This is a genomic window from Streptomyces sp. NBC_00237, from assembly GCF_026342435.1.
Classification (GTDB): Bacteria; Actinomycetota; Actinomycetes; order Streptomycetales; family Streptomycetaceae; genus Streptomyces.
The window spans coordinates 1,790,698-1,813,234 of record NZ_JAPEMT010000002.1; the positions used below are offsets into that span (position 1 = coordinate 1,790,698).

Below are 22,537 nucleotides of genomic sequence, written 5' to 3' on the forward strand. Positions count from 1 at the left end.
CTTGCTGCCGCTAGTGGCGGCCAAGCTGCTTGTCGAACACAGGGCGAACGCCCCTTGATTCGGGGAGTCTTCAACGCGGGTGCACCGCCCCGCCAGACCCCCCGGCCAAAGGATGCGCAACCGTGATGCTGTCTGCGGTTTTCCGGTATCCGGACGGGCCTGAACGACGGGCGAACAGTGGGCAATTGGGCGCATCGCCCCGCAGCACCCCCCAACTGCCGTGCACTACCGCTAAATTGGGACACACCCACTTTTCGCGTACGCGCAACACCGTCTCGGCATCCAGACATGCCCAAGTCCGCGTACGGGCATGCCGATTGACCCCCTAAGGGGTCTTATGGGCAGAGATGTGCGTGGGACGGTGCGGGCGGCCGGCTCAGTACGCGCGCGACGGCGGGTAGCCGTACCCGGGAGCGCCGGTCGGGGCCGGCGCGTGCGCGTCGCGGTCGTAGAACGGGCGGGCGTTGGCGCGCAGCCACATGCCGACCGGGTCGTGCTCGTCGGTCATCGCGACCGTGGACACCGGCAGCCCGTCCGGGACGACGCCCACGGACTGCTGCATCATCGCCCGCACCGCCTCGACGGACTGGCGGCTGGTGTCGTACAGGTCGAGACCGATGGCGAGGTACGGGGCTCCCAGCGCGGGCTGCACCCAGGCGCGGCTGAGCGCGCGTACGGCGGACGTGCGGTGGGCGTTCTGCGCGAGCTGGGCGTAGAACTGCGGGATCTCCAGCGTGGGCTCGGACATCCGCAGAGGCCCGGCGGGCATCCGGTCCAGACCGGTGGCGATGCGCCGCAGGTCCAGCCAGGGGATGCCGACGCCGCCGCCGGGGGCGTGCGGGTTGAGCCAGATCCCCCAGCGGTCGGGGTAGAGGGCGCGGGCCAGGTCACGGCCGGTGCCCACCTCGTACGCCCGGTTCCAGCCGCTCGCGGCGAGCTCCTGGGCGGAGGTCACGCAGGGCGCGTAGCCGAAGCCCTCGACCTCCATGTTCCCGTACTGGGCGTCGGGGGACCCGGCGGTGCCGTGCCAGAGCAGCATCCACAGCCGGCCGTCCGCCAGGGCGTTCAGCAGCGCCTCGTACGCGTCGTACCGCCCCGGGGTCACCTGGCGCAGCATGTGCTCGACCTGTCCGGCCGCCGCGGTGCCTGACGCGCTCACCCTGGGTCCCGCCCCTCTTCGATCCACCGTGTCGACGCTGGTCGCGCTCGAACGAACCGCCCCCGCGTGGCGAGGTCATCAAACCAGCTTAAGCGGCACCGCTGACACCGAACCGGTGTCGGGCGGGAAGTCTTGGCTCCCCTGGCCCGCCGGGCCTCGGCCCTCGCACACCGGCAGCCTCCGCGCCCACGCGTACGGAACCTCCGCGCCCGCGTGTACGGAACCTCAGTGCTCGCGCGTACGGAGCCTCAGTGCTCGCGCGTGTAGAACGGCCGGATCTGCTCCAGCATCCAGTCGGCCACCGGGTCCTGCGCCAGATCGAGCAGCAGCAGCTGCACCGGCCACGGCACGGACTCCCGGCCCAGCGCCCGCCCCAGCGCGTCCATCGGCGCGTTGCGGTCGGGCCCCTCCCACGAGGACAGCTGTACGCCCACGAACAGTTGCGGGGCGTCGCCCTCCACGCTCGCCAGCGCGCGGCGGGCGGTGACGACGACACCGCTCTGCTGGAACTCGCCCGCGGCGGCGGCCAGGAAGTCGACCGGCTCCTCCTGCCAGTCCGGCTCGAAGAGCCGCACCCGACCGCCGGTCGCGGTCCCGTCCAGCGGGGTGCGGCCGGTGCGGCAGAGCTCGGCGACGGCGGGCGGCGGCAGCGGCACGCCCACGGCGCCGCCCTGGTTCACGACGATGCCCAACTGCGGCGGGAGGCCACGGGCGAACTCCACGGCCGGGGCGACGGCGAAGCCCATCCCGCCGCCGACGCAGCCGAAGAACTGCTGCTCGGAGCTGAAGACCGGGACGTACGCCTGCCCGTCGACCTCGACGGTCGGCAGATCCAGCGGTCCCTGGTCGGGGCCGCCCCCGTTCGGCAGCGGGATCCACACCTGCGAGCGCCCGAGCACCTCCACGAGACGCGGGCCCGCGCCGGGGTTGCCGAGGGAGGCGGCGAGGACCTCTTCGAGCTCGTTGACGGGCCACCCGTTGCCTCCGGGGACCGCGTACTGGTTGTCGGCGTCCGGGGTGCCGCCGTGGGGGCCGGGCTGTTCCGGCTCCCCGTACTGCCCCGTCGTCTCCGGAATCTCCACGGACCGTCCCCTTCTCGCCCTGCCACCCGCCCCTGTACTGGGGTCCGAGCCTATCGCCGGGCCGTACCGGACCCGCAGAGTGCACCCGAATGGCGACGTTCCGCACTCGTCGCGTTGCGGAGCGTGCCGCGTGATTCGAGGGTGGACGACGAGGCCGATCGGCCCTCCCCGACGTGACACTCCCCCTCCGGAAGGAAACCCGCCGTCATGGCACTGAACAGGACCGCCGCCCTCGCCCTCGCCACCTCTCTCTGCGGGGCGCTGATCCTCGGCACGGCCGGTGCCGCCGTCGCCGCCCCCGCCCACGAGGGCCGCCTCCCCGCGGCCTCCTCGCCCGTCGTACCCATGACGCCGCAGCAGCGTGCGGCCCAGCAGGACCTGACCGCACTGACCGAGGCCGCCCGCGGCCTGGTCGCCGGGCCCGTCGCGGAACGGCCCTCCGCACGCCCGGCGGTGGAGGCCGCGCTGGCCACCGCACTGGCGAGCCTCACGGCGGCGACCGCCGACCCGGAGCCGGTACCGGTACCGGGGACGCCGGTGCCCACCATCGTCGTGTCACCGCCCACCGCGCCCGTGGACCCGGAGCCGTCCACCACCGGCGACAGCCCGGGCGTCACGGCGAGCGGCGAGGACCACGCCTCCGTCAACGCCCCGATCCAGGGTGCGACCGAACCCGACCCGACGACACCCGGCACGACGACACCCGGCACGACCCAGCCGGACACGACCCAGCCGGACACGACCCGGCCGGACAGCGACGTCGCCGCCGCCAAGACCGCCCTGAAGGTGAAGTTCGAAGCGCTCTTCGATGCCGTGTCCGCCCGCGACTGGAGCAAGGCGAAGCTGACCTTCGACGAGGCCGTCAAGCTCTCCGGCGAACTGATCACCAAGTTCGCCGTGGGCAGGATCGGAACGTGGACGCACTCCTGATCCACCCCTGGGGGCGTCGGACGGCGCACCGTCCGACGCCCCTCACTTCCCCTCGAACCCGATCTCCTTCAGCGCTCCCGCCGCGTCCCGGTCCAGCAGCACCGCCGAGGCGCACCCGGCGGGCAGCCTGCCCTCCTCCGCGTCGCGGACCAGCGCGCCGACGGCCCTGCGGTGCCGGGCGAAGGCGTAACCGGAGACTCCTCGTCCGCGCTCGCGCTGACCGTCCCTGGCCACCCCGGGCGTCACGTCGAGCAGGACGAGCCGCAGCCCGCGCCCGCGTCTGCGGGCCTCGCGCGCCAGCCACCGCCGCACCCACGCCTGCGTACCGCAGTCGTGCACGACGACGGACTCGCCCGAGTGCAGCGCCTTCCGCAGGCCCGCGTAGTGCGCGACGCGCACGAGCGGGCGGTAGAGGGCGTACGGCAGCAAGCGCGGCGCCTTCGCGTCCCAGCGCTCCCGTACGTCCTGCGAATCGATGGTCCGCACCCCCGTCGCGGCCCGGCCCATGAGGGTGGACTTGCCGCTGCCGGGCAGGCCCGACACCACCACCACGTCCCCCGTGGCGAACATCAGCCGACGCGGACTCCGCCCCGCCCGCTCCCGGAGATCGCGTACGACCGGAACCGGCACGGGCCCCACCGCCCCCACGACCGCCTCTGCCCGCACACCTGCGGCTGCCACGCCTGCGGCTGCCATGCCCGCGGTTGTGGCGCATGCACTGGGCTGCTGCAACGTCCTCACCCCTCCCCCTGTGGGTATGCCCTCACCCTTGCCCACGAAGTGTAAAGAATAGGTAATGCGGGACAAGCGATTTGCTGACCGGAGGGGGCGTGCAATGATGTGCGCGCCAGGCGTCCCCTGCGCACCCTCAACTTCACAACGGCCGCATGAATCCGCGCGGGAGAGTCCTCGGCAGCAGTGCCCGGGACGCCGAAGGAGCAAGCTCCTCCCTTGAATCTCTCAGGCCCCGAACCGCGCGGGCGAGGCAGATCTGAAAAGCGGGTCCCCCACCAGGTGACCCCACCCAAGGTGCAAGCCGGACCGAATTGCTCCGGCGAACCTCTCAGGTTCCGATGACAGATGGGGAGGATCGTCCTCGTCGTCATGCCCTGCGCATGCCTGCCGCCCTGGGAGTTCTTTCATGAGCACCACCCCCCGCCGCACCGCCCTCGATGCCCTGCATCGTTCGCTGGGCGCGACCATGACCGACTTCGCGGGCTGGGACATGCCGCTGCGGTACGCCTCGGAGCGCGACGAGCACAACGCCGTGCGCACCCGGGCCGGGCTCTTCGACCTCTCCCACATGGGCGAGATCACGGTCACGGGCCCGCAGGCCGTGGACCTCCTGAACTACGCCCTCGTCGGCAACATCGGCACCGTCGGCCTCGGCCGCGCCCGGTACACGATGATCTGCCAGGAGGACGGCGGCATCGTCGACGACCTGATCGTCTACCGCCTGGCCGAGACCGAGGCCGCACCATCTGAATACATGGTGGTGGCGAACGCGGGCAACGCCCAGATCGTCCTGGACGCCCTCGTCGCCCGCGCCGGGGGCTTCGACGCCGAGGTCCGCGACGACCGCGACGCGTACGCCCTCATCGCGGTGCAGGGCCCGGAGTCCCCCGGCATCCTGAAGTCCGTCACGGACGCCGACCTGGACGGCCTGAAGTACTACGCGGGCCTGCCCGGCACCGTCGCGGGCGTCCCCGCCCTCATCGCCCGTACGGGCTACACCGGCGAGGACGGCTTCGAGCTCTTCGTCGAGCCGCAGCACGCGGTGGCCCTGTGGGAGGCGCTGACCGAGGCGGGCGCGGGCGTCGGCCTCATCCCGTGCGGCCTCTCCTGCCGGGACACGCTGCGCCTGGAGGCGGGCATGCCGCTGTACGGCAACGAGCTGACCACGAAGCTCACCCCCTTCGACGCGGGCCTGGGCCGGGTCGTCAAGTTCGAGAAGGAGGGCGACTTCGTCGGTCGTACGTCCCTCCAAGCGGCCGCCGAGCGCGCCGAGACCGCTCCGCCGCGCAAGCTGGTCGGCCTGATCGCCGAGGGCCGCCGCGTCCCGCGCTCCGGCTTCCAGGTGGTCGTGGACGGCCAGGTCGTCGGCGAGGTCACCTCGGGCGCCCCGTCCCCCACGCTCGGCAAGCCGATCGCCATGGCGTACGTCGACGCCGCCTTCGCCGCACCGGGCACGACGGGCGTCGGCGTGGACATCCGGGGCACGCACGAGCCGTACGAGGTCGTCGCCCTGCCGTTCTACAAGCGCCAGAAGTGACGTCCGGGGCCGCCGGAAGCACCGCTCCGACGCCCCGCGAGCACCGCTCCGACGCGCCGAAAGTGACGAACGCCGCATCCTCACGCGTGTCCTCACGTCTCATCTGTCAAGACCCCGTTCCTCAGCACTCCCCCGCATCCAGGAGAATTCAGCCATGAGCAACCCCCAGCAGCTGCGTTACAGCAAGGAGCACGAGTGGCTCGCGACGTCCGAGGACGGCGTCGCGACGGTCGGCATCACGGAGTTCGCGGCCAACGCGCTCGGTGACGTCGTCTACGCCCAGCTCCCGGAGGTCGGCGACACGGTGACCGCGGGCGAGACCTGCGGCGAGCTGGAGTCGACCAAGTCCGTCAGCGACCTGTACTCCCCGGTGACCGGCGAGGTCGTCGAGGCCAACCAGGCCGTCGTGGACGACCCCTCGCTGGTGAACTCCGCTCCCTTCGAGGGCGGCTGGCTGTTCAAGGTGCGCGTCACGGACGAGCCGGGCGACCTGCTCTCCGCCGACGAGTACACCGCGCTCTCCGGCAACTGAAACCCTTAGGGACTCGCCTGATGTCGCTTCTCAACTCCTCCCTCCACGAGCTGGACCCGGACGTCGCCGCCGCCGTCGACGCCGAGCTCCACCGCCAGCAGTCCACCCTCGAAATGATCGCCTCGGAGAACTTCGCTCCGGTCGCCGTCATGGAGGCCCAGGGCTCGGTCCTGACCAACAAGTACGCCGAGGGTTACCCGGGCCGCCGCTACTACGGCGGCTGCGAGCACGTCGACGTCGTCGAGCAGATCGCGATCGACCGCATCAAGGCGCTGTTCGGTGCCGAGCACGCGAACGTCCAGCCGCACTCCGGTGCGCAGGCGAACGCCGCCGCGATGTTCGCCCTCCTCAAGCCGGGCGACACGATCATGGGCCTGAACCTGGCCCACGGCGGTCACCTGACCCACGGGATGAAGATCAACTTCTCCGGCAAGCTCTACAACGTGGTCCCGTACCACGTCGACGAGACCGGCCAGGTCGACATGGAGGAGGTCGCCCGCCTCGCCAAGGAGTCCCAGCCGAAGCTGATCGTCGCGGGCTGGTCGGCGTACCCGCGCCAGCTGGACTTCGCCAAGTTCCGCGAGATCGCGGACGAGGTCGGCGCGTACCTGATGGTCGACATGGCGCACTTCGCGGGCCTCGTCGCGGCCGGGCTGCACCCCAACCCGGTCCCGCACGCCCACGTCGTCACCACGACCACCCACAAGACCCTCGGCGGCCCGCGCGGCGGTGTGATCCTCTCCACGCAGGAGCTCGCCAAGAAGATCAACTCCGCGGTCTTCCCGGGTCAGCAGGGCGGTCCGCTGGAGCACGTGATCGCGGCCAAGGCGGTCTCCTTCAAGGTCGCGGCCTCGCCGGAGTTCAAGGAGCGCCAGCAGCGCACCCTGGACGGCGCCCGCATCCTGGCCGAGCGCCTGGTCCAGTCCGACGTCACCGAGCACGGCGTGTCCGTCCTCTCCGGCGGCACCGACGTGCACCTGGTCCTCGTCGACCTGCGCAACTCGGAGCTGGACGGCCAGCAGGCCGAGGACCGTCTCCACGAGGTCGGCATCACGGTCAACCGCAACGCCATCCCGAACGACCCCCGCCCCCCGATGGTCACCTCGGGCCTGCGCATCGGCACCCCCGCCCTTGCCACCCGCGGCTTCCAGACGGAGGACTTCACCGAGGTCGCCGACATCATCGCGGAGGCCCTGAAGCCCTCGTACGACGTCAAGGCGCTCTCCGCCCGGGTCTCGGCCCTCGCGGACAAGCACCCGCTCTACCCCGGTCTGAAGTAATACGGAGTAGTTCCGTAGGCTTCATCTGTACGACCAAATCCAGCAATACGTAAAAACGGGGCACCGCGCACACTGGACAGTGAGTGCGGTGCCCCGTCCCTTGCCCCTCTCGTCGCCCGAGGGCGGGCAGGGGACAGCCCGCACACTTGTTCCGCACGTGTTCTGCCCGACGGACAACGGCGTCCGCCACCCTTCTGAGGAGTTCTGCTGTGGCCATCTCGGTCTTCGACCTGTTCTCGATCGGCATAGGCCCGTCCAGCTCCCACACGGTCGGCCCCATGCGGGCCGCCCGCATGTTCGTGGGACGCCTCAAGAAGGACGGCCTGCTCGCCCAGACCACGTCGGTACGCGCCGAGCTGTTCGGCTCGCTCGGCGCCACCGGCCACGGTCACGGCACCCCGAAGGCCGTCCTGCTCGGCCTGGAGGGCCACTCCCCGCGCACGGTGAACGTCGAAACGGCCGACGCCGAGGTCGAACGCATCCGCGCCACCGGTCGCCTCCGCCTCCTGGGCACGGAGATCGGCGAGGCCCACGAGATCGCCTTCGACGAGCCCAACGAGCTGATCCTCCACCGCCGCCGCTCCCTGCCGTACCACGCGAACGGAATGACCCTCTTCGCGTACGACGCCCAGGGCGCGCCCCTCCTGGAGAAGACCTACTACTCCGTCGGCGGCGGCTTCGTCGTCGACGAGGACGCCGTGGCGGGCGACAACCCGATCGTCCCGGACGACACGGTCCTCAAGCACCCCTTCCGCACGGGCGACGAGCTTCTGCGCATGGCCCGCGAAACCGGCCTCTCCATCTCCTCGATGATGCTGGAGAACGAGCGGGCCTGGCGCACCGAGGAGGAGATCCGCGAGGGCCTCCTGGAGATCTGGCGCGTCATGCAGGCATGCGTCTCGCGCGGCATGTCCCACGAGGGCATCCTCCCCGGCGGCCTCAAGGTCCGCCGCCGCGCCGCCAACACGGCCCGCCAGCTGCGCGCCGACGGCGACCCCAAGACGCATGCCATGGAGTGGACCACCCTCTACGCGATGGCCGTCAACGAGGAGAACGCCGCGGGCGGCCGCGTCGTCACGGCCCCCACGAACGGCGCGGCGGGCATCATCCCGGCGGTCCTGCACTACTACATGAACTTCGTCCCGAACGCCGACGAGGACGGCATCGTCCGCTTCCTCCTCGCCGCCGGCGCGATCGGCATGCTCTTCAAGGAGAACGCCTCGATCTCGGGCGCCGAGGTCGGCTGCCAGGGCGAGGTCGGCTCCGCCTGCTCGATGGCCGCGGGCGCGCTCGCCGAGGTCCTGGGCGGCACCCCGGAGCAGGTAGAGAACGCCGCCGAGATCGGCATGGAGCACAACCTGGGCCTGACCTGCGACCCGGTCGGCGGCCTCGTCCAGATCCCGTGCATCGAGCGCAACGGCATGGCGGCCGTCAAGGCGGTCACCGCCGCGAAGATGGCGATGCGCGGCGACGGCAGCCACAAGGTCTCCCTCGACAAGGTCATCAAGACCATGAAGGAGACCGGCGCCGACATGAAGGTCAAGTACAAGGAAACGGCCCGAGGCGGCCTCGCCGTCAACGTCATCGAGTGCTGACAACCACCCCCTGACCTGGTGTTTCCTACCTTTCAGCTCTGTCAGAGCCTTTCCCGTCCACACGGCGGAAAGTCCCCGGGAAGTCCCTCTGACAGAGCTGAAAGTCCCTGAAGAGTCCCTGCGCCTGCGCAGCCCTGCCCCGAACTTCTCTCAGCACCGAAGGGCGGCAGCACATCAGCCACGCATCACTGCGGGCTCGCCGGGATCTCCCTGGAGGGAACGTTGCAAGCCGTGGCCGTCATGCTCCGTGATCACCCCAACGCCAGCGTCAACTTCACTCCTACGGCGGATGCCGACCGCTCGGCGTCGTCCAGCTCGGGCTGCCGTTGGGGCTTTGGCAGGGGAGGTGTCAACGGCCCTCGGCCGTGCAGTTGTTTGGGTTTGTCACTGGTGGGTGGGGTCTGGCGGCTGGTTCAGGTCGTTGACCGGCACGATTTCAGTCGCCTGTTCCGTTTCGTGCATCCGGGGAAAGGCGTTTCGGAAGACTGCGCCCATGATCACTTCTAGTGCGCTGGTGAACCCCGCTGTCCGGGCTTTCGTGCAGGCCCTGCAGGACAAGGAGGCGTTCGCCGCCGCCGTCACCGACGACTTCAGCTACACCGACGAGAACGGGATCGGCGACGCCAGGCTCTTCCAGGCCAGGCGTCCCGTACCAGACTGCTGATCCATGAGCAGAACAAGGACGGGCTGACCCTGACGGGGATGGTGCGCCGGGTGGACCGCATCATCGACGTGCGGTGGGTCTTCACGGTGAACGAGGGGAAGGTGAGCCGCCTGGCCGTCACCAGAGACGTGACCCTCCCGCATGAGTTCAAGAAGGAGGTCATCGTCGAGCTGACGAAGCAGCTCGTCCGAGGGAGCGCGGGCACCGAGCCCGACACCGACTTCGACCGGCCTGTCGCTCGGAACGGTGAGTCCCACCCGCGCGGATGCGCGCGCCGCATGGACGGCTATGTGTATGGCTGGGGACCGGGGGCGCTCGGCGCGATCGACTGGATCAACACCCTGGAGAATGCGTCCGACCCCGTGGTGTACCGCACGTTCCGCAGTCCCGCCTCGGGCGAGCACATCGACAAGACCTCGAAGAGGCGGACCCACAGGGTCGACTCGCATCTGAGCGCCGAACTGCGCTGGGACAGTGACGGGTACCAGAAGCTGTGGACGGCCTTCTCCGCAGAGCCGTCCCACTGGAACGCGGTCGCGTGGTGCTCGGAGTGGGTGCGGCTGGTCGACCGCGCGATCCCGCGGGTCACGGGGACGCTGACACTGACCGGCCCGGACGGAGCCGTGGCCAGCACCGAGGAGGTCACGGCCAAGGGGGCCAGACCTCCGTACCCGCTGCGGTTCGAGCGGGAGTTCGCCCTCGACGATGTGCCGTCCGGCACCTACACCCTCACCTTCACCCACGCGGAGAAGACCGGCGGGTCCTACTCGCAAGACGGCGCTGTCGGCGACCTGGACCGGGTCACGCTGCGAAACCACACGCTCACCTTCAACGTCGGCGCCTGACACGCGCCACGCAGCACGGTCCCCGCGATCCAATCGCGGGGACCGGCAACCCGCACACCCCCGCCGTGACGTCACCATCCGTCTCGTGAGCCGGTCATCCCGGAGAAGGCCGACCAGGCCGCCCACCCGAAGGGTGGGTCCTCATGGACACGCCACCGAGACCCCGCTCACTCCGGCCGAACTGCTGCGGCGCGCACGAGAGGCTGCCGCGCTCGGTGCCAAGGTCCGTGAGCTAGCGGCAACGGAGCTGCTGACCAAGAGGGCCGCAGCCGCGAAAGCCGCTGCGGAGAAGGAGAAGGCCGATCTCGCAGCGCGGGAGGCGGTGGCTGCTGCGCCGCGCCTCTTCGGGGACGACGAGTTGGTCTCCGAACTCGTGAACATCCCGTTGGCGAAGCTGGAACGGGACGCGAAGCCCGTTACCGCGGCTCGCGCCAAGGAGGTGGTCGAGGGGCTCCGGCAGAGCGTAGAACGTCCGCGCGTTCGCCGTCGCCGGTCATCCGTGTCGAAGATGGCGGCCAAGCACAAAGCCAGAATCGACACGGATCACGGGCCCCGAGTCTGCTTCGAGGCTCGAATCGAACGGGAGAACAGGAAGCCGCTGGTGGCGCGGTTCGGTGGAATTCCCCTCTATCGGCAGCGGTCGGCGAAGATCGCCGACCGACGGCCCACGTGGGTGGACTATCCGCATAAAGAGCTGGTCACTCGGCTCTTGGCGGACACGTGCGAGATCTGCGGGCACCACGGTGATGTGCAGGTGCATCACATTCGCGCCCTTGCCGATCTCGCCCATGCCGGATGGCCGCCGTCCGACTGGACGCGCGTCATGCTCGATACTCTGCCGGGCATCACCGTGACCCTGCTGCCCGACCGCATCGGCAGCCCGGTGGACCACTGCGTCACCAGCTTCGAGACCGTCCGCCTGCCTCGTACCGCACTGCTCCAGGGAGAACACGGTCGGCTGACGGCTGACGGCACGTTCACCAGCGAGGTCGGCAGCCCACGCAAACGGTTCCTGCACGCGATCCGCCGGGTGACGGTCGGCAAACTGTGCATGAGCGCGAGCACCCTGGGCGGCAGCCGCGCGGCGCTGGCCATCGCGGTGCGCTACGCCTATCAACGGCACATCTCCGGGCCGGTGGCCGGGCAGCGCGTGCCGCTGGCCGCCCACCGCAGCCACCACTCCCGGCTCCTCGCGGGTACGGCCACCGCGTACGCCATGACCTTCCTGCACCGCGCCGTTACCGAACGCTGGATCACCCACACCCCCGCCAACCGGGCCGAGACGGAACGGCTGGTGGCGGTGGCCAAGGGCTGGATCACCTGGCAGGCCCGCGCCCTCACCACCGAGAGCCGCGAACGCTGCGGCGCCCGCGCGCTGTTCCCCGTGAACGGACTGGCGGAGTTCACCGCCAACGCCGACGGGGCGATCACCGCCGAGGGCGACAACTTAGCCGTCTGGTGCAAGGCCGGCGCCGAGATGATCTTCGGTCACCCGGCCGCACCGGCGGCCGGGCCCGCGACCGGCAAGGAAGCACTCACCGATCCCGCCTTCCTGCGCCGGGCACTGTCCGTCGCCGAGCGGCACTGGCACCTGGCCGCCCGCCGGGACATCCGCACCGGCACGGGTGACGCACTCGGGCGCTGGAACCACGCGTCCGCCCCCGCCCTCGCCCTGGTCGAGGCGTACACGCTGGGCCAGGCCGCCGACGCCTTCGCCGCGGCAAGCGCCCAGGTCGCCCACGCCGATACCCGCACCGTCCTGAACGACCTGCAAGCGCTGTTCCTGCTCGACCGGCTGGCCCCGCTCAGCGGACTCCTGCTCACCGAGCACGCCCTCACCACCGACCAGGTCCGCGCGATCCCCGACACCCTGCGCGACCTCACCGCACGCCTCGCCCCGCACCTTGCGCCCCTGACCGAAGCCTTCGACGTACCGGAGGAACACCTGGCATCACTGCCCATGCTGACACCACACACCTCACCCCGCACTTACTGATCGGGACGGTCACTTCCAAAGAGCCACACCCATTCCCAACCAAGGCATTGCTTTGGAGGCTGCGGACCCCGTGGAGGTCAAGTACGCGGAGACGGCCTGCGGCGGCCTCGCGGTCAACGTCATCGAGTGCTGACCTAACCCCCCCGAGACGGCTTAGACGGCGCCCCCTGCCCCCTCCGCCTCCCTAGCCTCCTTGGGCGGCGGGGCCGCCCCCCGGGGGCGGAACGGGCGGGCAAGGAGGCGGCCCCCCTCGCTCCGGGCCCACCCCGGAGCACCCACGCCCCACCCCGGTCCCGCCTCACTTGACCCCGTACCCCCCGAACGATTCCTCCAGCAGGCCGAAGACCTGACGGGCGTCGGCAGCGACGGTGTCGGCGACCTCGTCCGCCGACCGCCCAGCCAGGGTCAGCCGCATGATGCGCTGGAACAACACCCGTTGCGCAGAGCCCAGTTGGGCCGCGACGGCGTACGCCGTGAAGTCGCCCACGCCCGCGCCGGCCTCCTCCGCGAGGACGCGCCCGAGCGCCTCCTCCCGCTGGTCATGCAGGTCGCGCAGGCGGGCGGTGAGAGTGGGACTGTCCGCGATCATGCGACAGAACCGCTCCCCCGCGAAGCCGATCACCGGATCCCGCCGCTCGACCCCGTATAGGAACTCCCTCCGCAGCGCGGCGAGCGCGGACTCCCCCACGGCCCGGCCGGTCACCGTACGGGCGAGCCCCGCGACGAACTCCTCCTGGTGGTCGAGGGCCATGTCCTCCTTGCGGGCGAAGTAGTTGGTGACCGTCTTCTTGGCGACCCGGGAGGCGGTGGCGACGTCGGCGATCGTGGTCGCCTCGAAGCCCTTCTCGATGAACAGCCTGGTCGCGTGATCCGAGATGAGCTGCCGCGTCTCGTGCTTCTTGGACTCCCGGAGCCCCATCACGGGCTCTGCCTCAATACTCATACGAAGAATCTTACCTCCGACGTAACTTTACCCTTGACCTTCTCGCTCGACTCGGCGTAACTTTACGTCGCACGTAAGTTTTCCACAAGGTTCGATCGATCGAGGGGATGCCCATGCAGGTTGCCGATGTGAGCAACGAGTTCGACCGCCAGCTCCAGACACTGCTGACCAAGGGGTACGCGCCCCTGGCCGACCGGACCGAGGCAGAGTTCCGTGAGCTCGTCGAACCGCTGCGCGCACAGGTGACGAAGCGGGTGGGGTCGATGACTGCGGCGGAGGCGGGGCGGGTGCCGTTCCTGCTGGTGGTCACGCGCGAGCTGGTGGCCATCGAGGAGTCGATACCGCTGACGACACTGGCCGGGAAGGACAAGCCGGGCGTCATCGAGCGGTTCTACAAGCCGGGCGAACTGGAGCAGTTCGTCACGGTGAAGGAAATGGGAGCGCCGGAGGCACTGGTGTACGTCGTCTTCGACGTCGAGCGGGGCGAGGAGTTCTGCTCGGTGGTGCCACGAGACGCGATGCAGACGGTGGCTTCGCGCGAACGGACCGGGATAACGATGGAGGAGGGCATCGCCCTGCTCACGCTCTTTCCCGAGGTCCTCGTGAAGAACAAGTGCTACTCGCTTTCGGGCACGCGCCGCCCGAAGGACAAGCGGGTTCCGGCGATCTGGATCAGTAAGGGCGCGCCGAAGCTGGGCTGGTGCTGGGAGGGCAACCCGCACACGTGGCTGGGACTGGCCTCGGCGGGCGACCGGGCCTGATACGACAAAGGGGCTTTTCCTGAATCGGCTCGGATTCAGGAAAAGCCCCTTAAACGCAGAAATGCCCCGTACCGGTCTCCCGGTACGGGGCATTTCCACAATGATTGTTCGGCGGCGTCCTACTCTCCCACAGGGTCCCCCCTGCAGTACCATCGGCGCTGAAAGGCTTAGCTTCCGGGTTCGGAATGTAACCGGGCGTTTCCCTAACGCTATGACCACCGAAACACTATGAAATTTGAACGCTGGTGTTTTCACAGCTGTTCGTTATTTCAGAACTAACACAGTGGACGCGAGCAACTGAGGACAAGCCCTCGGCCTATTAGTACCAGTCAGCTCCACCCGTTACCGGGCTTCCACATCTGGCCTATCAACCCAGTCGTCTACTGGGAGCCTTAACCCCTCAAAGGGGGTGGGAATACTCATCTCGAAGCAGGCTTCCCGCTTAGATGCTTTCAGCGGTTATCCTTTCCGAACGTAGCCAACCAGCCATGCCCTTGGCAGGACAACTGGCACACCAGAGGTTCGTCCGTCCCGGTCCTCTCGTACTAGGGACAGCCCTTCTCAATATTCCTACGCGCACAGAGGATAGGGACCGAACTGTCTCACGACGTTCTAAACCCAGCTCGCGTACCGCTTTAATGGGCGAACAGCCCAACCCTTGGGACCGACTCCAGCCCCAGGATGCGACGAGCCGACATCGAGGTGCCAAACCATCCCGTCGATATGGACTCTTGGGGAAGATCAGCCTGTTATCCCCGGGGTACCTTTTATCCGTTGAGCGACAGCGCTTCCACAAGCCACTGCCGGATCACTAGTCCCGACTTTCGTCCCTGCTCGACCCGTCGGTCTCACAGTCAAGCTCCCTTGTGCACTTACACTCAACACCTGATTGCCAACCAGGCTGAGGGAACCTTTGGGCGCCTCCGTTACTCTTTAGGAGGCAACCGCCCCAGTTAAACTACCCATCAGACACTGTCCCTGATCCGGATCACGGACCTAGGTTAGACATCCAGCACGACCAGAGTGGTATTTCAACGGCGACTCCACCATGACTGGCGTCACAGCTTCACAGTCTCCCACCTATCCTACACAAGCCGAACCGAACACCAATATCAAACTGTAGTAAAGGTCCCGGGGTCTTTCCGTCCTTCTGCGCGAAACGAGCATCTTTACTCGTAGTGCAATTTCACCGGGCCTATGGTTGAGACAGTCGAGAAGTCGTTACGCCATTCGTGCAGGTCGGAACTTACCCGACAAGGAATTTCGCTACCTTAGGATGGTTATAGTTACCACCGCCGTTTACTGGCGCTTAAGTTCTCAGCTTCGCAACCCCGAAAGATCACTAACCGGTCCCCTTAACGTTCCAGCACCGGGCAGGCGTCAGTCCGTATACATCGCCTTACGGCTTCGCACGGACCTGTGTTTTTAGTAAACAGTCGCTTCTCGCTGGTCTCTGCGGCCACCCCCAGCTCATGAAGTAAATTCAATCACCGGTGATGGCCCCCCTTCTCCCGAAGTTACGGGGGCATTTTGCCGAGTTCCTTAACCATAGTTCACCCGAACGCCTCGGTATTCTCTACCTGACCACCTGAGTCGGTTTAGGGTACGGGCCGCCATGAAACTCGCTAGAGGCTTTTCTCGACAGCATAGGATCATCCACTTCACCACAATCGGCTCGGCATCAGGTCTCAGGCTATATGTTGTCCGGATTTGCCTAGACAACGCCCTACACCCTTACCCCGGGAACTACCACCGCCCGGGTTGGACTACCTTCCTGCGTCACCCCATCGCTTACCTACTACCACCTTGGGTCACCGGCTCCACCACTTTCCTTTCCCCGAAGGGTCCGGAACGGCTTCACGGGCTTAGCATTAATGGGCTCAGTATTGGGCGTTTCAAAGCGGGTACCGGAATATCAACCGGTTGTCCATCGACTACGCCTGTCGGCCTCGCCTTAGGTCCCGACTTACCCTGGGCAGATCAGCTTGACCCAGGAACCCTTAGTCAATCGGCGCACACGTTTCTCACGTGTGTATCGCTACTCATGCCTGCATTCTCACTCGTGAACCGTCCACAACTCGCTTCCGCGGCTGCTTCACCCGGCACACGACGCTCCCCTACCCATCCCAGCAGGCGTTGGCCCTATTGCTGGAATGACACGACTTCGGCGGTACGCTTGAGCCCCGCTACATTGTCGGCGCGGAATCACTTGACCAGTGAGCTATTACGCACTCTTTCAAGGGTGGCTGCTTCTAAGCCAACCTCCTGGTTGTCTCTGCGACTCCACATCCTTTCCCACTTAGCGTACGCTTAGGGGCCTTAGTCGATGCTCTGGGCTGTTTCCCTCTCGACCATGGAGCTTATCCCCCACAGTCTCACTGCCGTGCTCTCACTTACCGGCATTCGGAGTTTGGCTAAGGTCAGTAACCCGGTAGGGCCCATCGCCTATCCAGTGCTCTACCTCCGGCAAGAAACACACGACGCTGCACCTAAATGCATTTCGGGGAGAACCAGCTATCACGGAGTTTGATTGGCCTTTCACCCCTAACCACAGGTCATCCCCCAGGTTTTCAACCCTGGTGGGTTCGGTCCTCCACGAAGTCTTACCTCCGCTTCAACCTGCCCATGGCTAGATCACTCCGCTTCGGGTCTAGAGCGTGCAACTCAATCGCCCTATTCGGACTCGCTTTCGCTACGGCTTCCCCACACGGGTTAACCTCGCTACACACCGCTAACTCGCAGGCTCATTCTTCAAAAGGCACGCAGTCACGACTGCCATTCCGAAGAATGACAGCGACGCTCCCACGGCTTGTAGGCACACGGTTTCAGGTACTATTTCACTCCGCTCCCGCGGTACTTTTCACCATTCCCTCACGGTACTATCCGCTATCGGTCATCAGGGAATATTTAGGCTTAACGGGTGGTCCCGCCAGATTCACACGGGATTTCTCGGGCCCCGTGCTACTTGGGTGTCTCTCAAACGAGCCGTTGATGTTTCAGCTACGGGGGTCTTACCCTCTACGCCGGACCTTTCGCATGTCCTTCGCCTACACCAACGGTTTCTGACTCGTCTCACGTCCGGCAGAACGTGAAAGAGAGATCCCACAACCCCGCATGCGCAACCCCTGCCGGGTATCACACGCATACGGTTTGGCCTCATCCGGTTTCGCTCGCCACTACTCCCGGAATCACGGTTGTTTTCTCTTCCTGCGGGTACTGAGATGTTTCACTTCCCCGCGTTCCCTCCACATACCCTATGTGTTCAGGTATGGGTGACAGCCCATGACGACTGCCGGGTTTCCCCATTCGGACACCCCCGGATCAAAGCTCGGTTGACAGCTCCCCGGGGCCTATCGTGGCCTCCCACGTCCTTCATCGGTTCCTGATGCCAAGGCATCCACCGTGTGCCCTTAAAAACTTGGCCACAGATGCTCGCGTCCACTGTGCAGTTCTCAAACAACGACCAGCCACCCATCACCCCGCTCCGAAGAACGAGTGCACTGGGACCGGCACTGAAGTACAGCCTCACGGCCGTGCCTTCAGACACCCAACAGCGTGCCCGACCCGATTCCATGAGATGCACGTTCCACGCCGAAGCAGTACTTGTGTCCCTCACCGAACCGTGCCGAATAGTCAACGTTCCACCCATGAGCAACCACCGCCGGACATTTGCCGACGAAATGGTCTCTGGACACCAGTGGTGTCTAGATGCTCCTTAGAAAGGAGGTGATCCAGCCGCACCTTCCGGTACGGCTACCTTGTTACGACTTCGTCCCAATCGCCAGTCCCACCTTCGACAGCTCCCTCCCACAAGGGGTTGGGCCACCGGCTTCGGGTGTTACCGACTTTCGTGACGTGACGGGCGGTGTGTACAAGGCCCGGGAACGTATTCACCGCAGCAATGCTGATCTGCGATTACTAGCAACTCCGACTTCATGGGGTCGAGTTGCAGACCCCAATCCGAACTGAGACCGGCTTTTTGAGATTCGCTCCGCCTCACGACATCGCAGCTCATTGTACCGGCCATTGTAGCACGTGTGCAGCCCAAGACATAAGGGGCATGATGACTTGACGTCGTCCCCACCTTCCTCCGAGTTGACCCCGGCAGTCTCCTGTGAGTCCCCACCACCCCGAAGGGCGTGCTGGCAACACAGAACAAGGGTTGCGCTCGTTGCGGGACTTAACCCAACATCTCACGACACGAGCTGACGACAGCCATGCACCACCTGTATACCGACCACAAGGGGGCACCATCTCTGATGCTTTCCGGTATATGTCAAGCCTTGGTAAGGTTCTTCGCGTTGCGTCGAATTAAGCCACATGCTCCGCTGCTTGTGCGGGCCCCCGTCAATTCCTTTGAGTTTTAGCCTTGCGGCCGTACTCCCCAGGCGGGGAACTTAATGCGTTAGCTGCGGCACCGACGACGTGGAATGTCGCCAACACCTAGTTCCCAACGTTTACGGCGTGGACTACCAGGGTATCTAATCCTGTTCGCTCCCCACGCTTTCGCTCCTCAGCGTCAGTAATGGCCCAGAGATCCGCCTTCGCCACCGGTGTTCCTCCTGATATCTGCGCATTTCACCGCTACACCAGGAATTCCGATCTCCCCTACCACACTCTAGCCTGCCCGTATCGAATGCAGACCCGGGGTTAAGCCCCGGGCTTTCACATCCGACGTGACAAGCCGCCTACGAGCTCTTTACGCCCAATAATTCCGGACAACGCTCGCACCCTACGTATTACCGCGGCTGCTGGCACGTAGTTAGCCGGTGCTTCTTCTGCAGGTACCGTCACTTGCGCTTCTTCCCTGCTGAAAGAGGTTTACAACCCGAAGGCCGTCATCCCTCACGCGGCGTCGCTGCATCAGGCTTTCGCCCATTGTGCAATATTCCCCACTGCTGCCTCCCGTAGGAGTCTGGGCCGTGTCTCAGTCCCAGTGTGGCCGGTCGCCCTCTCAGGCCGGCTACCCGTCGTCGCCTTGGTAGGCCATTACCCCACCAACAAGCTGATAGGCCGCGGGCTCATCCTTCACCGCCGGAGCTTTTAACCCCCGCCCATGCAGGCAGGAGTGTTATCCGGTATTAGACCCCGTTTCCAGGGCTTGTCCCAGAGTGAAGGGCAGATTGCCCACGTGTTACTCACCCGTTCGCCACTAATCCACCCCGAAGGGCTTCATCGTTCGACTTGCATGTGTTAAGCACGCCGCCAGCGTTCGTCCTGAGCCAGGATCAAACTCTCCGTGAATGTTTACCCGTGATCGGGTGAACACATCGGAAGAGCGGAACAGCCACCATCGGAATAAGACGGTGTGTTCCTGCGTCCTCGCTAGTGTTTGCCTGCTTGCCGCATGGGCCAGCAGGACTTCAAAGGAACCTCAACTTGCCGAAGCAAGTCGGGGTATCAACATATTTGGCGTTGACTTTTGGCACGCTGTTGAGTTCTCAAGGAACGGACGCTTCCTTTGTACTCACCCTCGCGGGCTTTCCTCCGGACGTTTCGTTCGGTGTTTCTTGTTTTGCTTTGTTCTTGCGTTTCCGACTCTATCAGACTGTTTCCAGTGCCGATTTCCTCGGTGCTTTCCAGGTTCTTCGCTTTCGCGTTTTCCCTTTCCGGCGGTTCCGACTCTATCAGATCCTTTCGGGCCTGATTCCCAGTCAGCGGGGTTTGTCTTTGCGGCTGTTGGGCCGTTCCGACGAGTGAGACATTAGCGGATTCCTGGGCCCCGATGCCAATCGGGGGCGCCCTCTCGAACGCGGAATCCACATTTCGCAAAAGCGCATGGGAATGGACACGACGGATGTCGGGTCATTGATCATGTTTTCGCGGAATGGCTGCCCTCAGGCCGGTCAGGACCGGTACTCACATAGGACAACCCGCAGAACCTTACGGAAGCGCCCCCTCCGCGTCAAACCGGGGAGGTGAGCCGGGTGTGACTCAGCGCTCAGGCTGCATCCGTACGACTGGACTCTATTATGCAACTAGTTGCATAAGTGTCGTCGTGTGAGCCCATGGAGGCGTCGGATGAGTCAGTCGAGCCCGTCGAGTTCGAGTCAGTACCCGCACCTGCTGGCCCCGCTGGACCTGGGGTTCGTGACGCTGCCCAACCGGGTCGTCATGGGGTCCATGCATGTGGGCCTTGAGGAGGCTGAGCGCGGGTTCGAGCGGATGGCCGCGTTCTACGCGGAGCGGGCGCGGGGTGGGGTCGGGCTCATGGTGACCGGTGGGATCGCGCCCAACGACCGGGGGCGGCCGTACCCGGGCGGGGCGAAGCTCACGACGTCCGAGGAGGCTGCGGAGCATCGGGTGATCACTGATGCGGTCCACGAGGCGGGTGGGCGGATCGCGATGCAGATCCTGCACTTCGGGCGGTACGCGTACCACCCGGAGCTGGTCGCGCCGAGTGCGCTTCAGGCTCCGATCAGTCCGTATGTGCCGCACGAGCTGACCGATGAGGAGGTGGAGGAGACCGTCGAGGACTTCGTCCGGGCGGCGGGGCTGGCGCAGGAGGCCGGGTACGACGGGGTCGAGATCATGGGGTCGGAGGGGTATCTGATCAATGAGTTCATCGCGGAGCACACCAATAAGAGGGACGACCGGTGGGGTGGCTCGTACGAGAACCGGGTGAGGTTCCCCCTGGAGATCGTGCGGCGGGTGCGGGAGCGGGTGGGGCCCGACTTCATCGTGATCTACCGGCTGTCGATGCTGGACCTGGTGCCGGATGGGTCGACGTTCGAGGAAGTGGTGGGGCTCGCGAAGGCTGTCGAGGCGGCTGGCGCGACCATCATCAACACCGGGATCGGGTGGCACGAGGCGCGGATCCCGACCATCGCGACGTCGGTGCCGCGCGGGGCGTTCGCGTGGGTGACGAAGAAGGTCATGGGGGCGGTGGGGATTCCGCTCGTGACGACGAACCGGATCAACACGCCGGAGCTGGCGGAGGAGCTGCTGGCGGGGGGTTTCGCGGATCTGGTGTCGCTGGCGCGGCCGTTCCTGGCGGACCCGGAGTTCGTGGCCAAGGCGCGGGACGGGAGGGCTTCGTCCATCAATACGTGCATCGGGTGCAATCAGGCATGCCTGGACCACACCTTCAGCGGGAAGATCACGTCGTGTCTGGTGAATCCGCGGGCCTGTCACGAGACGGAGCTGGTGCTCGCTCCGACGCGGCTGAAGAAGCGGGTGGCTGTGGTGGGGGCGGGGCCCGCGGGGCTGGCGTGTGCGGTGACGGCGGCCGAGCGGGGGCATGCGGTGACGCTGTTCGATGCCGCTGAGGTGGTGGGCGGGCAGCTGAACGTGGCGCGGCTGGTGCCGGGGAAGAGCGAGTTCGACGAGACGCTGCGGTACTTCCGGAACCGGCTGGAGGAGTACGGGGTCGAGGTGCGGCTGGGGGCGGCTGTGACCGCGGAGGAGCTGAAGGCGGGGTCGTACGACGAAGTGGTCGTGGCGACCGGTGTGACGCCGCGCGTTCCGGAGATCGAGGGGGTCGACCACCCGAGTGTGGTCCGCTACCTGGAGGTGCTGCGCGGCGAGGTGGAGGTCGGGGAGCGGGTGGCGGTCCTGGGGGCGGGGGGCATTGGGTTCGATGTGGCGGAGTTCCTGACGGATGAGGGTGAGGGGGCGGCTCTGTCGCCGGAGGTGTTCTTCCGGCAGTGGGGTGTGGATGTGGAGTACGAGGGGCGGGGTGGGCTGCGGGTTCCGGAGCGGGTGAAGGCGACGCGGACCGTGCACTTGATGCAGCGGAAGGAGACGAAGGTGGGGGCCGGGCTGGGGAAGACGACCGGTTGGATTCACCGGGCGGAGCTGGCCAAGCGGGGGGTGGAGATGGTGGCTGGGGTGACGTACGAGCGGATTGATGATGCGGGGGTGCATGTGGTGGTGGGAGGTGAGCGGCGGGTGCTGGAGGTGGATTCGGTGGTGCTGTGTACGGGGCAGGAGCCGCGGCGGGATGTGTATGAGGAGCTGGTGGCTGGGGGTGTGGCGGCGCATCTGATTGGGGGGGCGGATGTGGCGGCTGAGTTGGATGCGAAGCGGGCGATTAAGCAGGGGGTGGAGTTGGCGGCTTCGCTGTAGGGCTCTCTGGGGGGCGGGGGTGGTCCGCCGCTCCGTGCCCCCTTTGAAGGGTGCGGGGAACTGTGCGGCCAGCCACGACGCGCCTGCACGTGTGCGGGGCAGCCGCGCGGCGAGCGCTTTAGGTGAAGGGGTGGGAGTGGGGTGGCCCGCCGCAGGCGCACGCGGGTGCGGCGCACCTGATGGCGGAGGTGACAGCGGGCGGCACCGGAGTGGGGGCCTCTCGGGCGGTGCGGCCGTACCGGGGTGTGGCGGGGGCGCTCCGGGGTGGGCCCGGAGCGAGGGGGCCGCCCCCTTGCCCGCCCGTCCCGCCCCCGGGGGGCGGCCCCGCCGCCCAAGGAGGCTGGGCGGAAGTGGAAGGGGCTGGGCCCGCCGCCCAAGGAGGCTCGGCGGAAGCGGAGGGGGCTGGGGCCG

General features: G+C 66.7%; 15 protein-coding genes, 3 rRNA genes and 1 riboswitch. Of the genes, 11 read left to right on the forward strand and 7 right to left on the reverse strand.

Annotated features, from left to right (window positions below; translation table 11 throughout):
- Window positions 1–376 precede the first annotated feature (376 nt).
- Window positions 377–1,159, reverse strand: coding sequence for an enhanced serine sensitivity protein SseB C-terminal domain-containing protein (locus OG897_RS21735; protein ID WP_266658860.1), 783 nt, complete (start codon window positions 1,157–1,159; stop codon window positions 377–379).
- A gap of 248 nt (window positions 1,160–1,407) precedes the next feature.
- Window positions 1,408–2,241, reverse strand: coding sequence for an enhanced serine sensitivity protein SseB (locus OG897_RS21740; protein WP_266658861.1), 834 nt, complete (start codon window positions 2,239–2,241; stop codon window positions 1,408–1,410).
- Window positions 2,242–2,448: 207 nt separating this feature from the next.
- Between OG897_RS21740 and OG897_RS21745 the strand changes: the two genes are divergently transcribed.
- Window positions 2,449–3,171, forward strand: a complete 723-nt coding sequence (locus tag OG897_RS21745; protein ID WP_266658862.1) for a hypothetical protein — start codon at window positions 2,449–2,451, stop codon at window positions 3,169–3,171.
- Window positions 3,172–3,213: 42 nt separating this feature from the next.
- Here OG897_RS21745 and OG897_RS21750 read toward each other — a convergent pair whose 3' ends face one another.
- On the reverse strand, window positions 3,214–3,867 hold the full coding sequence (locus OG897_RS21750; RefSeq protein ID WP_266658863.1) for an AAA family ATPase: 654 nt from the start codon (window positions 3,865–3,867) through the stop codon (window positions 3,214–3,216).
- Window positions 3,868–4,059: 192 nt separating this feature from the next.
- Window positions 4,060–4,156, forward strand: a riboswitch (glycine riboswitch).
- Window positions 4,157–4,312: 156 nt separating this feature from the next.
- Between OG897_RS21750 and gcvT the strand changes: the two genes are divergently transcribed.
- From gcvT to OG897_RS21785, 7 genes are all read left to right on the forward strand, one after another.
- Window positions 4,313–5,443: a glycine cleavage system aminomethyltransferase GcvT gene (gene gcvT, locus OG897_RS21755; RefSeq protein ID WP_266658864.1), complete on the forward strand. Its 1,131-nt coding sequence runs from the start codon at window positions 4,313–4,315 to the stop codon at window positions 5,441–5,443.
- A gap of 154 nt (window positions 5,444–5,597) precedes the next feature.
- Window positions 5,598–5,975 (forward strand): glycine cleavage system protein GcvH, encoded by a 378-nt coding sequence (gcvH, locus tag OG897_RS21760; protein WP_266658865.1) that lies wholly within the window; start codon window positions 5,598–5,600, stop codon window positions 5,973–5,975.
- Between the two features lie 20 nt (window positions 5,976–5,995).
- Window positions 5,996–7,255 (forward strand): serine hydroxymethyltransferase, encoded by a 1,260-nt coding sequence (glyA, locus tag OG897_RS21765; protein ID WP_266658866.1) that lies wholly within the window; start codon window positions 5,996–5,998, stop codon window positions 7,253–7,255.
- A gap of 209 nt (window positions 7,256–7,464) precedes the next feature.
- Window positions 7,465–8,850, forward strand: a complete 1,386-nt coding sequence (locus OG897_RS21770; RefSeq protein ID WP_266658867.1) for an L-serine ammonia-lyase — start codon at window positions 7,465–7,467, stop codon at window positions 8,848–8,850.
- Between the two features lie 493 nt (window positions 8,851–9,343).
- Window positions 9,344–9,514, forward strand: a complete 171-nt coding sequence (locus tag OG897_RS21775; RefSeq protein ID WP_266658868.1) for a hypothetical protein — start codon at window positions 9,344–9,346, stop codon at window positions 9,512–9,514.
- 38 nt (window positions 9,515–9,552) lie between these two features.
- Complete coding sequence (locus OG897_RS21780) at window positions 9,553–10,359, forward strand: hypothetical protein (protein WP_266658869.1); 807 nt, start codon at window positions 9,553–9,555, stop codon at window positions 10,357–10,359.
- A 133-nt stretch (window positions 10,360–10,492) separates the two neighbouring features.
- On the forward strand, window positions 10,493–12,355 hold the full coding sequence (locus OG897_RS21785) for an acyl-CoA dehydrogenase (protein ID WP_266658870.1): 1,863 nt from the start codon (window positions 10,493–10,495) through the stop codon (window positions 12,353–12,355).
- A 298-nt stretch (window positions 12,356–12,653) separates the two neighbouring features.
- On the opposite strand, the gene OG897_RS21790 is transcribed toward OG897_RS21785, so the two are convergent.
- On the reverse strand, window positions 12,654–13,298 hold the full coding sequence (locus OG897_RS21790) for a TetR/AcrR family transcriptional regulator (RefSeq protein ID WP_266658871.1): 645 nt from the start codon (window positions 13,296–13,298) through the stop codon (window positions 12,654–12,656).
- Window positions 13,299–13,411: 113 nt separating this feature from the next.
- Here OG897_RS21790 and OG897_RS21795 point away from each other — a divergent pair, with 113 nt between their 5' ends.
- Complete coding sequence (locus OG897_RS21795) at window positions 13,412–14,059, forward strand: DUF5701 family protein (RefSeq protein ID WP_266658872.1); 648 nt, start codon at window positions 13,412–13,414, stop codon at window positions 14,057–14,059.
- A gap of 106 nt (window positions 14,060–14,165) precedes the next feature.
- Here the strand turns inward: OG897_RS21795 and rrf are convergent.
- From rrf to OG897_RS21810, 3 genes are all read right to left on the reverse strand, one after another.
- Window positions 14,166–14,282 (reverse strand): 5S ribosomal RNA (gene rrf, locus OG897_RS21800).
- A gap of 76 nt (window positions 14,283–14,358) precedes the next feature.
- Window positions 14,359–17,483, reverse strand: a 23S ribosomal RNA gene (locus OG897_RS21805).
- 295 nt (window positions 17,484–17,778) lie between these two features.
- Window positions 17,779–19,303 (reverse strand): 16S ribosomal RNA (locus tag OG897_RS21810).
- Together the 16S, 23S and 5S rRNA genes form the textbook arrangement of a ribosomal RNA operon.
- Before the next feature lie 135 nt (window positions 19,304–19,438).
- On the opposite strand from OG897_RS21810, the gene OG897_RS21815 reads away from it, so the two are divergent.
- Together OG897_RS21815 and OG897_RS21820 are read left to right on the forward strand one after the other, a co-directional pair.
- Entirely contained in the window at window positions 19,439–19,759 is a 321-nt protein-coding gene (locus tag OG897_RS21815; protein ID WP_266658873.1) for a hypothetical protein, read from the forward strand.
- Window positions 19,760–20,080: 321 nt separating this feature from the next.
- Window positions 20,081–22,126, forward strand: coding sequence for an NADPH-dependent 2,4-dienoyl-CoA reductase (locus OG897_RS21820; protein WP_266658874.1), 2,046 nt, complete (start codon window positions 20,081–20,083; stop codon window positions 22,124–22,126).
- Window positions 22,127–22,537 lie beyond the last annotated feature (411 nt).